Source organism: Mycolicibacterium houstonense, assembly GCF_900078665.2.
GTDB classification, from domain to species: Bacteria; Actinomycetota; Actinomycetes; order Mycobacteriales; family Mycobacteriaceae; genus Mycobacterium; species Mycobacterium houstonense.
In genome coordinates this window covers 2598712-2611674 of sequence record NZ_LT546207.1, presented here as the reverse complement: position 1 = coordinate 2611674, position 12963 = coordinate 2598712, and the positions used below count along the sequence as shown (strand labels likewise).

Here is a 12963-nt window from a genome sequence, read left to right as displayed (position 1 = left end):
CCCATGAAGGGACAGGAACTCGGCGTCCTCACCCGTAGGCAGTGCCTGGACCTGCTGGAACGCGTGCGAGTCGGGCGATTGGTGTTCACCGAGGACGCGTTGCCTGCCGTGCAGCCCGTCAACTTCCGGGTATGGCGCGACGACGTGGTGATCCGGGTGGCCGGCGGAGCCAAGCTGACCGCCGCCATCGACCATCAGGTGGTGGCGTTCCAGGCCGACGAGCTCGACGCCGATCTACACACCGGGTGGAGCGTGACGGTCGTCGGGCACGCGCAGCAGATCACCGACGTGGACGAGCAGGTGGAGGTCGCCGGCACGTTCGTCCAGCCGTGGGCCGAGGGGCGGCGCGACCATTTCGTGCGGATCCGCACCGAGAAGGTCACCGGCCGGCAGCTCCGGGACCACGCGATGCCGCACTACACGAGCAACAGCGAGGGCTAATACCGCAATCGGTCGTTGAGCACCCGCACCGTGTGGCCCGGGTGCTGCGTCGCGTACAGCGGGTGCAGCAGCATCGGGTGCCGGCAGTGCGCACAGGAGGCCTGCGGCTGGTTCGCCGACGCAAAGGTGAGGTGGTGGCATTCGCTGCACCGGACCATGTAGCAGGCGCCGATCCAGTTGGCCATGCCCACATAGATCGCCACCGTGGTCCCCGCCGCGAGCACCATGATCAATGCGACTGTGAGCGCTTCGTAAACCGTCATGACTGGCACCTCCAAGCACGCCCATCGCAACGTGACGGATACCTGAAACGGTACTCGCGATAGCTACGCTTTCCTGGCCCGTTTGAAGACCTTGTCCAGTTCTTTGCCACGCAATCCGTTGTGTTCGGCCTTGCGCACCTTGTGCAGGACGAGGGGGCAGCGTTTGCAGCGCGGCTTGCTCCGGCAGCACTTCTTCTTGGGCTTCAAGCCGGCGATCTTGGCGGATTTCAACGTGACGGGGCTCTCTCGTTTTCGTGATCGACCGGCCAGCCTGCGAGAATGTCGGGGTGGATTCACGCCCGAGCTTTCGCAACGTCGCCATCGTCGCCCACGTCGACCACGGCAAGACGACCCTAGTCGACGCGATGCTGCGGCAGTCCGGTGCCTTGACGCACCGCGGCGACGACGCGGTCGAGCGCCTGATGGACTCCGGTGACCTTGAGAAGGAAAAGGGCATCACCATCCTGGCCAAGAACACCGCGGTGCACCGCCACCATGCGGACGGCTCCATGACGGTGATCAACGTGATCGACACCCCCGGCCACGCCGATTTCGGTGGCGAGGTGGAGCGCGGCCTGTCCATGGTCGACGGCGTGGTCCTGCTGGTCGACGCCTCGGAGGGCCCGCTGCCGCAGACCCGGTTCGTGCTGCGCAAGGCCCTGGCCGCGCACCTGCCGGTGATCCTGGTGGTCAACAAGACCGACCGTCCCGACGCCCGCATCGCGGAGGTGGTCGAGGAAAGCCACGACCTGCTGCTCGACGTCGCCTCCGATCTCGACGAAGAGGCCCAGGCGGCCGCCGAGAAGGCGCTCGACCTGCCCACGCTGTACGCGTCCGGCCGGGCCGGCATCGCGTCGACCACGCAGCCCGCCAACGGCGAAAACCCCGACGGGGAGAATCTGGACCCGCTGTTCGACGTCCTGATGGAGCACATCCCGCCGCCGTCGGGCGACCCGGAGGCTCCACTGCAGGCGCTCGTCACCAACCTCGATGCGTCGGCCTTCCTCGGCCGCCTCGCGCTGATCCGCATCTACAACGGCCGGCTCAAGAAGGGCCAGCAGGTCGCCTGGATGCGTGAGGTCGACGGGGCGCCGGTGATCACCAACGCCAAGATCACCGAATTGCTCGCCACGCAGGGCGTGGATCGCAATCCGACAGAGGAGGCCGTCGCCGGCGACATCGTCGCGGTGGCGGGTATCCCCGAGATCATGATCGGTGACACCCTGGCCGATCCCGAGCACGCGCATGCGCTGCCGCGCATCACGGTCGACGAGCCCGCCATCTCGGTCACCATCGGCACCAACACCTCACCGCTGGCCGGCCGGGTGTCCGGGCACAAGCTCACCGCCCGCATGGTCAAGAACCGCCTCGACGCCGAACTCGTCGGCAACGTGTCGATCCGGGTCGTCGACATCGGCCGCCCCGACGCCTGGGAGGTGCAGGGCCGCGGTGAGCTCGCGCTGGCCATCCTGGTCGAGCAGATGCGCCGCGAGGGTTTCGAACTGACCGTGGGCAAGCCGCAGGTGGTCACCAAGAACATCGACGGCAAGCTGCACGAGCCGTTCGAAGAGCTGACCATCGACTGCCCCGAGGAATTCGTCGGCGCGATCACCCAGCTGATGGCCAACCGCAAGGGCCGGATGGAACAGATGACCAACCACGCCGCCGGGTGGGTCCGGATGGACTTCGTGGTGCCCAGCCGCGGGCTGATCGGCTTCCGCACCGATTTCCTGACCGAGACGCGTGGCACGGGCATCGCCAACGCGGTGTTCGAGGGCTACCGGCCGTGGGCCGGGGAGATCCGGGCTCGCCACACCGGGTCGCTGGTGAGCGACCGGGCCGGTTCGATCACCCCGTTCGCGATGATCCAGCTGGCCGACCGCGGCCAGTTCTTCGTCGAGCCGGGCCAGGACACCTACGAGGGTCAGGTTGTCGGGATCAACCCGCGCGCCGAGGATCTCGACATCAATGTCACCCGCGAGAAGAAGCTGACCAACATGCGGTCGTCGACCGCCGACGTGATGGAAACCCTGGCCCGGCCGCTGGAACTCGGCCTGGAGCAGGCCATGGAGTTCTGCGCCGAGGATGAGTGCGTGGAGGTGACCCCCGAGGTCGTCCGCGTGCGCAAGGTTGAGCTGACCGCCTCGCTGCGGGCGCGGGCCAAGGCCCGGGCCAAAGCGCGGGGATAGATCTCAGCGAGTATCGACACTGCCAGCGGAGCGTCGACTCTGCGGACAGATCGTGAAATCCGCCGATATCGCGATCTGACCGCAGTGTCGATGCTCTTGTCGCAGGGCGGACGACGCCGGGGATGCCGGGTATTACGTGTCGGAGTCGGCTTTCGGCTTCTCGGCCTTCTTGGCGCCCAAGCCTTCGGCGGCCTTCTTCAGCCCGTCGGTCGCCTTCTTGATCCCGGCACTGAGGTTCTTGGCGGTGTCTCGGGTGACTGCCTTGCGGGCGTCGAGGTGACTGACGGCCTTCGTGCTGGGTTTCGCCTTGGGCTTGACGACGACGGTCGCCACTTCTGCCGGCGCCGTTGCGGATTCGGCGGTCTCGGGCGTGACCTCGGGGGAGGCGGACACTGCCGGTGTCGTGCTGCTTTCCACCGTCGCCGCGGCCGTGGGTAGGCCGGCCTTGAACGGCGCGGCAAGACGCGTGCGCGCGGCCTGGATTGACGTATAGACACTGCTGGCGTTCGTCACCATCGCGGAGCCGATGTTGGCGAGGCCATGCTGGACGGCATTGGCGGCGGCCTCGGGGTTGCCGGAGGCGATCGCTGTCCCGACGGCCTGGATGGCCACGACACTGGTACGTGCGATGTTGGCGAAACCGAGTGCGGGGACCGTCACGAAGCTCCACGCCACCTGGTAGACCAAGGGCCGGACCAGCGCCTGCATGACTCCGGCGTCGGCAGAAAGCATGTTTTGCAGCTTCACGACTTGGTTGAACAATCCGAGGAACGGCCCGATGAACGCGGGGACGACGGCGTCGTACCCGCCGACGAGGTCGCCCGCCGCGTAACGTGCGGCGGCCGCCTGCAGGGCTGGCGGAAGGTTGGTAGCCACCTGTGAGGCCGCATTGCCCAGTCCGGTGGCGATCTCTCCGAGCGTCTTGCCGTCCGCGCCGGCTCGGGCGATGACCGCGTTGAGAAGCGGTGCGGGGTTGGCGGTTTCGTTCGCGATCATCAGCTGAACCAGGGCAGTGGCCTGGTCGAAGACCGGGGCGAACACCTCGACAGGATCGTCCAGCGCTGTCATCTGCACCGCGTGCGACTGGATCTGAGGTGGGGGAGCGATGGTCGGCGTCGCGGCGATGACGCTGGCGGTCGCCAGCGCCACACCAGCGGCGGCGTATGGCCGTAAGGCACGTTGCACGGAATTCTCCTTGTTGTTCGCGGTCCGCCCGACATGGCTGACCGGCGTGAAACTACAAGGGCCGCCGACAAATAACATTCACATTCTTGAGACGTTCGAATTATTCAGAATGCACAGGTCGACTTCGTCTCAGCGCACCGCTGCGCCAGTAGCGATATCCTCCGCATTATCGCTACTGGCGCAGCAGTTCTCAGGCCGCGTCGCTCTTGGAGTCGGAGTTCTTGTCGGCGTCGTCGTTCGTGTTGGCGGCGCCGGTGGAGCTGCCGCCGGTGGTGGTTTTGCCCGGGGTCCGGTTGTCGTTGCCACCCTTGAAGCCGAACTTCTCCTTGAGCTGATCGACCGTGGTTTGGAGATCGGTGGCGGGTTTGGTGGGCGTCGACGTGTCAGAGTCCCCGGACACCTTGGTTCCGGTCTGGTGCGTGCTGAAGTTGAGGCTCTCGCGAAGCTGACTCCGTGACTTCACCAGGGGCGTCGTCTCGTCGGCCGTGGGCTTCTTGACCTCCACGGTCTCCGTCGTGAGCTTCTCCGGCGCCGGCGGTGCCGGTTTGACGTCGAGGGTGACCAACGTCTTCGGAGCGAGAGGCTTGTTCACAGCGCTGGTGGCCAATGTGTTTTGCGGATTGTTCGGATTCTCACTCGGGTCCACGCCGAGCGCCTCGCGGACGATTTCACGGACGGAGTTCGTCGCCTTCCACAACACGTCGTTCCGGAAGTCCTGAATACTGTCGGCCCGGTTGGGCAACAGCGCCTTCAGTCCGATCGGGATGGCCTGCTGGGTGGGGCCGGTGCCCATGAAGGAGTCGGCGACCCAAAGTGGAGCGCTGATGAAACTGTCGAGCATGTGATAGACGGCAACGTTGGGCTCCATGCCGCCGGCGATGTCGACGATCGCCTTGAGCGGTGCGAACGGGGCCAGTACGAGGCCTTCCGCCAGTCGATAGCCGGAGTCGATGGCGCCCGCGGCGAAACCGGCGAGCGGCGTGAGCACGTCGAGGGGAGTGCTGGTGTCCTCGACTCCGAGGAGGTCGGCGATCGCTGAGCGGAAACTATCGGTCGCTGCCCACAGCACGTTGTTGCGGAAGTCCTGGATATCGCTGGCGTAGTCGGGGAACAGCGCCGCCAGGCCCTTGCCGGTGAGTGATGTTTGGTTGATTCCCAGGGCGGGGTCGATGACCCATAGCGGCGCATCGATGACCTGACGGATCGCGTTGTAGAAGGCCTGGGGATCCCCGTCGGCGACGGCGAGGGCAGCAGCGACGGCGGCCACCGGTAGCCCAGCGATGCCTTGGACGAGACGCAGCCCGGATTCGGTGAAACCCTCGAGTGCTGCAATCGGATCCGGTGTCGCCATGAGGCTGATATCCGCAACGTGCGCGGCTCGCAGCGCTTGCGGGGCTTGTGCGCTGACGGGTCCGATGGCCGGGCCGATGGTGATCGCGCCCGCCGCGAGTAGCGCTGTGGCGGTTGTCATCGATTGCTTCACACCGACGTGCATGGTGCCTCCCCCTGCTGATCTGGTTGCTCCGGGCCGAAACTGACGTCACTGACGATAGCGTCAATCTGAGAATCTCTCAGGTGAATTTGTGATTTTGCATACACAAAAACGATCCGATCGTCCCGGGCGTTATGGCAATTTGTGCCATGCAACCGATAGTCGCGGACCCCGGTTATGTTGGTTTTAGCTGAAGGGTGGGAAGGGTTGGAATTGTCTTATTTGCGGTGACGCTCCGGTCGGCTTGGCAACTGGTCGTTTCTCGCCAAATTCTCTGTAACCATCGGTGTTTCAACTCCACTGGGGAGGTTGCTGCGGCTTCGCCGCTCCGTTAAGCGGCGTGATCGCCGTTTGTGGCATGTTTGCAGCATCGATCCGAACACTGGCTGGTGCCGGCCTGCGATGTCGGGCAGCAACCAGATTCGATCTTGCGGTGGGTGTCCCGATCGGACAGATTTGGGTGCCCACTGTGTATCCATTCCGATCCTTCGCGGCGTTCTTTCGCGGTGGGTTCACAGTCGCGATGGCTGCAGGACGCCATTTGCGGATGGCGGGGTCGGGATCCACTGTCGGTGCGCGGCCCAAAGGGCTTCCGGGCGGGTCGATACTCTGAGTAGCGTGCCGACACCCCTCCACCGCGCCCGCCTCATGGCCGGCGTTCTCATTTCGGTGCCGGCACTCCTGTTCAGTGGCTGCACGGTCAGTCCGCCGCCGGCTCCGCAGAGCACGGAAACCACCGAGACCACGCCGCCGCCCCCGGTGAAGGCGACGCAGATCATCATGGCCATCGACTCGATCGGCCCGGGCTTCAACCCGCACCTGTTGTCGGATCAGTCCCCGGTGAACGCCGCGATCGCCTCGATGGTGCTGCCGAGCTCGTTCCGGCCGGTGCCGGATCCGAAGTCGCCGACGGGTTCGCGCTGGGAGATGGATCCGACCCTGCTCGAATCGGCCGAGGTGACCAGCCAGAACCCGTTCACCGTCACCTACAAGATCCGGCCCGAGGCGCAATGGACCGACAATGCGCCGATTGCCGCCGACGATTACTGGTATCTGTGGCGCCAAATGGTCAGTCAGCCAGGCGTTGTCGATCCGGCCGGCTATGACCTGATCACCGGCGTGCAGTCAGTGGAGGGTGGCAAGCAGGCAGTGGTGACGTTCGCCCAGCCGTATCCGGCCTGGCGCGAGTTGTTCAACGACATCCTCCCGGCCCATATCGTCAAGGACATTCCCGGCGGCTTCGGGGCGGGCCTGGCCCGGGCCATGCCGGTCACCGGTGGCCAGTTTCGGGTGGAAAGCATTGACCCGCAACGGGATGAGATCCTCCTCGCCCGTAACGACCGCTACTGGAGCGTGCCGGCCAAGCCCGATCTGATCCTGTTCCGTCGAGGCGGGGCCCCGGCGGCACTGGCCGATTCCATCCGTAACGGCGACACTCAGGTGGCGCAGGTCCACGGAGGCGCGGCCACGTTCGCGCAGTTGAGCGCCATCCCCGACGTTCGCACGGCCAGGATCGTCACTCCGCGGGTGATGCACCTGACCCTGCGTGGGCAGCAGCCGAAGTTGGCCGAAGCCCAAGTGCGCAAGGCGATCCTGGGGTTGATCGACGTCGACCTGCTGGCCTCGGTGGGCGCGGGTGACGACAACACGGTGACGTTGGCGCAGGCCCAGGTCCGCTCGCCCTCGGATCCTGGCTACGTACCGACAGCACCGCCGGCGATGTCGCGTGAGGCCGCGTTCGATCTGCTGCGCGGGTCGGGCTATCTGATCGAACCAGCGGAGCCGGCCGCGCCCGGGGAGCCGCCGAACGACAACGGCCGGCAACGCATCACCAAAGACGGCGTGGCGTTGTCGTTGGTGCTTGGTGTGGCATCCAACGATCCGACCTCGGTGGCCGTGGCCAACACCGCGGCAGATCAGTTGCGCAACGTCGGCATCGAGGCGTCGGTGCTGGCTCTGGATCCTGTTGCGCTCTACGGCGATGCGCTGACCAACAACCGGGTCGACGCGGTCGTCGGCTGGCATCAGGCCGGGGGAGACCTGGCGACGAGCCTGGCCTCGCGGTACGGCTGCCGGGCTCTGCAGGCGACAGCGGTGTCGACCGCGGTGCCGGGAGTCACACCCTCGCCGTCACCCAAGCCCACCAGTGCCCCACCCGCTCCGCCGGCCACCACGCCGACGTCCACCCAGCCCGTCCCGGCTCCCGACTCGGATGAGCTGGTGCAGGCGCCGAGCAATATCACCGGCATCTGTGATCACAGCATCCAGCCGAAAATCGATGCGGCGCTGGATGGCTCGGAGAACATCGCTGAAGTGATCCAGACTGTCGAACCCCGGCTGTGGAACATGTCGACGGTGCTGCCGATCCTTCAGGACACGACGATCGTCGCGGCCGGGCCCAGTGTGCAGAACGTCAGTCTTTCCGGTGCCGTGCCCGTCGGCATCGTCGGCGATGCCGGGGGCTGGACGAAGACCAAATAGAACAGTGGGCCCCCTCGACGAGGAGGCCCACTGCCGGTGGTGAATCAGGCTGCGTCGCTTGAGCTTGCGCCCGATTCTGACGACGACGATTCTCCGCCGGACTTCTTGTCGGTGCTCTTGCCGCCCAGTCCTTCGGCGGCCTTCTTCAGTCCGTCGGTCATGCCCTTGACGGCCCCCTGTACCCCGTCGCGAACCTGCTTGACCGCCTTGGTGCGCTGATCGGTCAGGGCTCCGGTCTTGCCGGGCTCGGCCTTCAGGCTTTCCTTCACCACGGGGGTGGTGACGCTGGTCGGCGCGGTTTCCCCTGCGGCAGGGGCAGTTTCAGCCGGAACGTCAGCGGCGGGAGCGGCCTGCGGTGCCGCCGGTGTTGCCGCAGGTGTTGCCGGTACGGCCGCTGCCTGGGGGCTGACATCCAAGGTGACGACCTTCGCCGCGGAGGCCAGCGTCGCATTTGCGGCCGCGCCCGCCTCCTCCTCGGCAGGGGGCGTGATGGCCGCTGCGATCATCTCGCGAGCCTGCCGCAGGGTCGAGAGCAGGCCGAGGCTCTGGCCGAACACGCCACCGCCGAGATCGCCACCGTTGAGGAACGCATCGGTGATCACGGCCGGTCCGCCGAGCATGGCGTTGGCGACCCCGAGTGGGTCACCGGCCCGGATCGAGTCGACGATGTCCTGGCCGACCTGCGCCGCGGTGCTGACCGTGACGTAGCCGACGTTGAGCGCCCCGAGCAGTGGGAGCACGACGGCGAGTTGGGTGTCCACGACGTTGAGCAGGTTCTGTACCGGCTGCCGGATGGCGGCGGTGATGGGCTCCAACAACGGAAGTCCGGCGTTCAACACGGGACTGAGCATCGCTCCCCAGGCGTTGGCCACCGCACCGGTGATGTTGCCTGCGAGCAGGTCTGTCAGAGCCTGCTGCAATTGCGCCGGGATTCCAACCGGATTGGCCGGGTCGAGGATGTTGGCCAGACCCTCGGCGGCGCCCTGCAGACCTTCGCCGAGATTGGTGACGGTGGTGATCTGGTTGGCGATCACCTGCCGGAGGATCGGCACCGGGTCCTCGAATTCGGCGGCAAGAGTGGTTTGCAGGTTGGTGACGGTGTTGGTGACCAGGGCCAGGTAGGCCTCGAACGGGCTGGTTGCTGCGGAGAGCTCGACGTGGGCTGAAGCAATGGCGGGGACCGTGATGTCCGGCATCGGCGGGGCCACCGGACTGACCGCGATGGCACTGGCCCCGAGGAACGCGACGCCGGCGGTGAGATAGGGACGGGCTGCGACTTGCATTGCTTCTCCTCTGATCGATGCAATCCCCCGACGAGGCTGAAGCTACCTGAGAGTAACTTTACAAATTCGCGTTTTTGAAAACTTGCATCCAAAGCTCGTTGATCGGCTAACGCGATGGTGAGCGAGGTGAACTAGCTGCACAATGCCGGTGATTAGCGAAGCGAAAGAGTGTTCGTTGGTAAGGCCGTCGACTCCCGGCCGGCGCGGCCGGGCGAATGAACTCCGTTCGCTGAAAGCCCGTTCGCGTTACGGAAATGCCTGGGAATGATCGGGGATCGGCCATGTCCGCGATTGCGCCGGCGCGGCATTCCGTGAGACCTCGGGCCATGCCTCGCGGCGGAAGAATGTGTAGTGGGTTGGAGGCCGGAGACAATGTGACGGCCTAGTCGATGAGTTTTGCTCAGAAGTTGTGATGGCAAGCAAATGTCGGAACACGCCAGTTTTGCCGAACGGACGTGGAGCGGCCGTCGGTGCGGCGCTCGCCTGAGTGGAGGCTGAGATATTCCCAAGAAAGCAGCGGGCCCCTCCACGACGCTGTGGAGGGGCCCGCCGGTGGGGTGGATGGTTAGTCGCTGTCCTTCGCGGAGCCGGTGGACGAATCCGCCTTCTTGGCGGTTCCGGCCTTTTCCGCGCCGGCCTTCTCGCTTCCCGCCTTGTCCTTCNGGTGGATGGTTAGTCGCTGTCCTTCGCGGAGCCGGTGGACGAATCCGCCTTCTTGGCGGTTCCGGCCTTGTCCGCGCCGGCCTTCTCGCTTCCGGCCTTGTCCTTCTTCAGACCGCCGGTCACCTTCGAGACCGCCGACTTCACCTGATCCCGAACCGCCTTGGCGGGGCTGTCGACCTTGGCCGGTGCCTTGGGGGAGGACTTCACCGAAACCTTGGTGGACACCTTGGTCGGCGTCGCCGGGGCCGCTCCGGCGTCGTCACTTTCGGCGGATGCTTCGTCGACGTCGACGGCCGGCGCGGCCTCCGACGCAGCAGCCGGCGCGGTGAGCTCTTTTGTTTGCGCGACGGTCTGCGCGACGTCGAGCGTCACGGTCTTGGCCGTTGGCGCGAGCGTCGAGCTCACCGCGACGACCTCCGCGGAAGCCGCCGGCCCGGCCAGGCTGGGCGGCGTGCCGAAGAGGTTGTCCCGGTCCGCGCCCGGGGTGGCCAGCGAGTCCGCGATCTGAGACAAGGTGTTCAGCACGGTCGAGATGGCTCCGCCAGGCAGGAACCCGTCCTGAGGGTTCAGCAGTCCGGTGAAGACGGTGGGCGGCATGCCGTCGCCGTTGTCGATCTCGAACCCGTTGAGTAGAGCGCCGGTGATCGTGGCCGGAGAATTCACCAAGGCACTGACGAATCCGATTGCGTCGCCGTCGGTCGCTGCGGACACGAGGTTCTCGAGGGTGTACCCGCTGGCTGCCGCGGTTGCCGCCAGGGGAGAGATGAGCCCGTTCAACAGCAGTGCAGGCGTTCCCTCGGGGAGCTTGGTCACCAGGTTCGCCAAGTTGGTGAACGGCTGAGCGATCACCGACCAAGCGCCCGGCGCCCACTGATTGCCGACGAAATCGAGGAGTGGGAGGCCGAGCATGAGGATGCTCGTTGGCAGAGTGGAGAGACCGCCCTGGAGATCACCGGCGGCGATGAGTTCGAACGACTGCTTGAGCGCCGCAGGAAAACTCATGAAGTAATTGGGGTCGAGTGCCAGGGCGAGGCCCTCAGCCAGCTTCTGCGTGGAGGTCGCCAGGATATTCGCACTGTGCAACTGATTGGCAATGATCTGCCGCAAGATCGGGGCGGGATCCGCGGAGAACTGTTCGCCCAGTCCGCCCAGGTTCTCGACGGTGGCGCCGATGACGTCGGCCCACAGCTGCAGGGGATTGGCGGCGGCGGTGAGATTCACCGCCGCGGACGACGCGTCGATTGCCGGAACCTGGACATCGGGGGCGGGAGGCGCCAGGGGGCTGACCGCGATGGCGCCGGCACCGACGAGTGCCACGCCCGCGGTCAGATACGACCGAGCAGCAAGTTGCATGGGATCTCCTTACGGGAGTGGGTGTTTGCGAACTGGGATGCCCCTATATGAGGGGCGGGCAGGCGCCCTCGGGGTGGAGGGTGCCTGCCCAGGTACAGCGGGTTTACTCGGCGTCGGAGCCCTTCGCGGAGTCGTTGGAGGATTCCGCCTTCTTTGTGGCGCCGGTCTTTTCCGCCCCGGTCTTCTCGGTGCCGGGCTTGTCCTTCTTCAGCCCGCCGGTCACCTTCTTGACGGCTGACTTCACCTGGTCCCGAACGGTCTTGGCGGGGCTGTCCGCCTTGACCTGCGCCTTGGGTGAAGCCTTCACCGGGGCCTTGGTCGACACCTTGGTGACGGCGCCCGCAGCTGCACCGGTGTCGTCGCCCTCGGCCTTCGGCGTATCGGTTGCGGTGTCTGCCTCGGTGGCGATGGCTTCGGCATCAGAAGCGGTGTCCGCGTTGGCAACCGGAGCCGATGTGGCCGGCTCGTCGACCACGGAGCCGGCTGCCAGTGCCGACGGGGCCGGGGCAACCAGCGCCTTGGCGGTCGGGATGGTGACGTCCGGAGGAGTGAACGGCTTGGGAGCGATCTGCTTGAGCGCATCGACGAATCCGTCGACGGCGTAGTTGATCGAATCATGCATCTGGCCGGCCTGGCCGATGACGTCGAGGGCGAACTTCGCGACCCCGTGCTGGACGGCGTTCACGAACGTGGCCGGATCGCCGGACGCCGCACCGTCCAGCACGGTCTGCACACCGGCGATGAACCCCTTGACCACCGGCTGCGGGTCGCCGAGGTCGAATCCGATGCCGACCGTGGAGATGATCGCTCCGAGTGCCACGCCGATGACGGCATTGGCCGCCGCGTCGGTGATCGGCTGCGGAACGCCGAGCAACTTGCCGATCGCGTTCATCTCGGGCGTCAGCACCTTCATCAGCAGATCGACGCCCGGCTGCAGACCCGCCAGCATGATCGCGTCGATCGCGCCGTTGGGGTTACCCGCGGCGAGCTGAGCACCGGCCGCCTGCAGCATCGCGGGCAATCCCTCGCCCATATCGCCCAGGATGGTGGCGAGCGCGGTCAACGACTCTTGCGTGACCGTCCCGAAGTTGTTCAGGTTGGGACCGAACTCCTGGGCGCCGACGACGACGTCGGTGAGTGCGTACGCGACCAGCCACGCCGGAGGAGTGGACATGAAGGACTGGTAGCCGGCCACCGCATTGGCGCCGAGTTGACGCAGGATCGGGGCCGGATTGCTGGTCTGGCGTTCGATGACGCTGGAGATCAGTTCCTGCGTCGCGGTGGCCACCGGTGCAAAAACGGTCACCGGATTGTCGATGGCCGCGGTCAGCACGACGGGCGCGTGCACCTGGGGGGTGGATGGCGCCACGGGGCTGACTGCGATGGCGCTGGCACCGACGAGTGCCACTCCTGCGGCCAGATACGACCGGGCAGCGAGTTGCATTGAATCTCCTTACGGGAGCGTAACTAAGGTCGGCGCAGAAGTTACCCCAAAGTAAGTTCAGCTGTCTGCAAATTTTCTCAAGTAATTTTCAGCTAGCCGGAACGCGTACATCGCCCCGCAAATGAAGCTGGCCGTTGTAGAACGTAGCTGGTAGTGCCCATTTTGGCAG

9 protein-coding genes are annotated in these 12963 nt (G+C 65.8%); 3 read left to right on the top strand and 6 right to left on the bottom strand.

Annotated elements, in window-relative coordinates; genetic code table 11:
• Positions 1-3 precede the first annotated feature (3 nt).
• Positions 4-441 carry a pyridoxamine 5'-phosphate oxidase family protein gene (locus BN4332_RS13120; protein ID WP_066898831.1) on the top strand — a complete coding sequence of 146 codons (438 nt, stop codon included), beginning with the start codon at positions 4-6 and terminating at the stop codon, positions 439-441.
• Here BN4332_RS13120 and BN4332_RS13115 read toward each other — a convergent pair.
• Positions 438-704: a hypothetical protein gene (locus BN4332_RS13115; RefSeq protein ID WP_066898830.1), complete on the bottom strand. Its 267-nt coding sequence runs from the start codon at positions 702-704 to the stop codon at positions 438-440. The genes BN4332_RS13120 and BN4332_RS13115 overlap by 4 nt on opposite strands.
• A 287-nt stretch (positions 705-991) precedes the next feature.
• Between BN4332_RS13115 and typA the strand changes: the two genes are divergently transcribed.
• Positions 992-2893, top strand: a complete 1902-nt coding sequence (gene typA / locus BN4332_RS13105) for a translational GTPase TypA (protein WP_066898829.1) — start codon at positions 992-994, stop codon at positions 2891-2893.
• Between the two features lie 132 nt (positions 2894-3025).
• Here typA and BN4332_RS13100 read toward each other — a convergent pair whose 3' ends face one another.
• Together BN4332_RS13100 and BN4332_RS13095 are read right to left on the bottom strand one after the other, a co-directional pair.
• A complete protein-coding gene (locus BN4332_RS13100; RefSeq protein WP_160110846.1) occupies positions 3026-4078 on the bottom strand; it encodes a hypothetical protein in 1053 nt (350 codons plus the stop codon).
• A gap of 190 nt (positions 4079-4268) precedes the next feature.
• Entirely contained in the window at positions 4269-5549 is a 1281-nt protein-coding gene (locus BN4332_RS13095) for a hypothetical protein (protein WP_160110845.1), read from the bottom strand.
• A 669-nt stretch (positions 5550-6218) separates the two neighbouring features.
• Between BN4332_RS13095 and BN4332_RS13090 the strand changes: the two genes are divergently transcribed.
• A complete protein-coding gene (locus BN4332_RS13090; protein ID WP_066898826.1) occupies positions 6219-8051 on the top strand; it encodes an ABC transporter family substrate-binding protein in 1833 nt (610 codons plus the stop codon).
• 44 nt (positions 8052-8095) lie between these two features.
• Here BN4332_RS13090 and BN4332_RS13085 read toward each other — a convergent pair whose 3' ends face one another.
• The 3 genes from BN4332_RS13085 to BN4332_RS13075 all read right to left on the bottom strand — a co-directional run bounded on the left by BN4332_RS13085 (position 8096) and on the right by BN4332_RS13075 (position 12794).
• On the bottom strand, positions 8096-9334 hold the full coding sequence (locus BN4332_RS13085) for a hypothetical protein (RefSeq protein WP_066898825.1): 1239 nt from the start codon (positions 9332-9334) through the stop codon (positions 8096-8098).
• Between the two features lie 672 nt (positions 9335-10006).
• Entirely contained in the window at positions 10007-11350 is a 1344-nt protein-coding gene (locus BN4332_RS13080) for a hypothetical protein (protein WP_160110844.1), read from the bottom strand.
• 103 nt (positions 11351-11453) lie between these two features.
• Entirely contained in the window at positions 11454-12794 is a 1341-nt protein-coding gene (locus BN4332_RS13075; RefSeq protein WP_066898823.1) for a hypothetical protein, read from the bottom strand.
• Between the last annotated feature and the right edge of the window lie 169 nt (positions 12795-12963).

Excerpts from the sequence above, each read along its gene's own strand:
- BN4332_RS13075 (WP_066898823.1), bottom strand. The coding sequence starts at position 12,794 with ATGCAACTCGCTGCCCGGTCGTATCTGGCCGCAGGAGTGGCACTCGTC.
- BN4332_RS13085 (WP_066898825.1), bottom strand. The coding sequence starts at position 9,334 with ATGCAAGTCGCAGCCCGTCCCTATCTCACCGCCGGCGTCGCGTTCCTC.
- BN4332_RS13115 (WP_066898830.1), bottom strand. The coding sequence starts at position 704 with ATGACGGTTTACGAAGCGCTCACAGTCGCATTGATCATGGTGCTCGCG.
- BN4332_RS13080 (WP_160110844.1), bottom strand. The coding sequence starts at position 11,350 with ATGCAACTTGCTGCTCGGTCGTATCTGACCGCGGGCGTGGCACTCGTC.
- BN4332_RS13095 (WP_160110845.1), bottom strand. The coding sequence starts at position 5,549 with ATGACAACCGCCACAGCGCTACTCGCGGCGGGCGCGATCACCATCGGC.
- BN4332_RS13090 (WP_066898826.1), top strand. The coding sequence starts at position 6,219 with ATGGCCGGCGTTCTCATTTCGGTGCCGGCACTCCTGTTCAGTGGCTGC.
- BN4332_RS13120 (WP_066898831.1), top strand. The coding sequence starts at position 4 with ATGAAGGGACAGGAACTCGGCGTCCTCACCCGTAGGCAGTGCCTGGAC.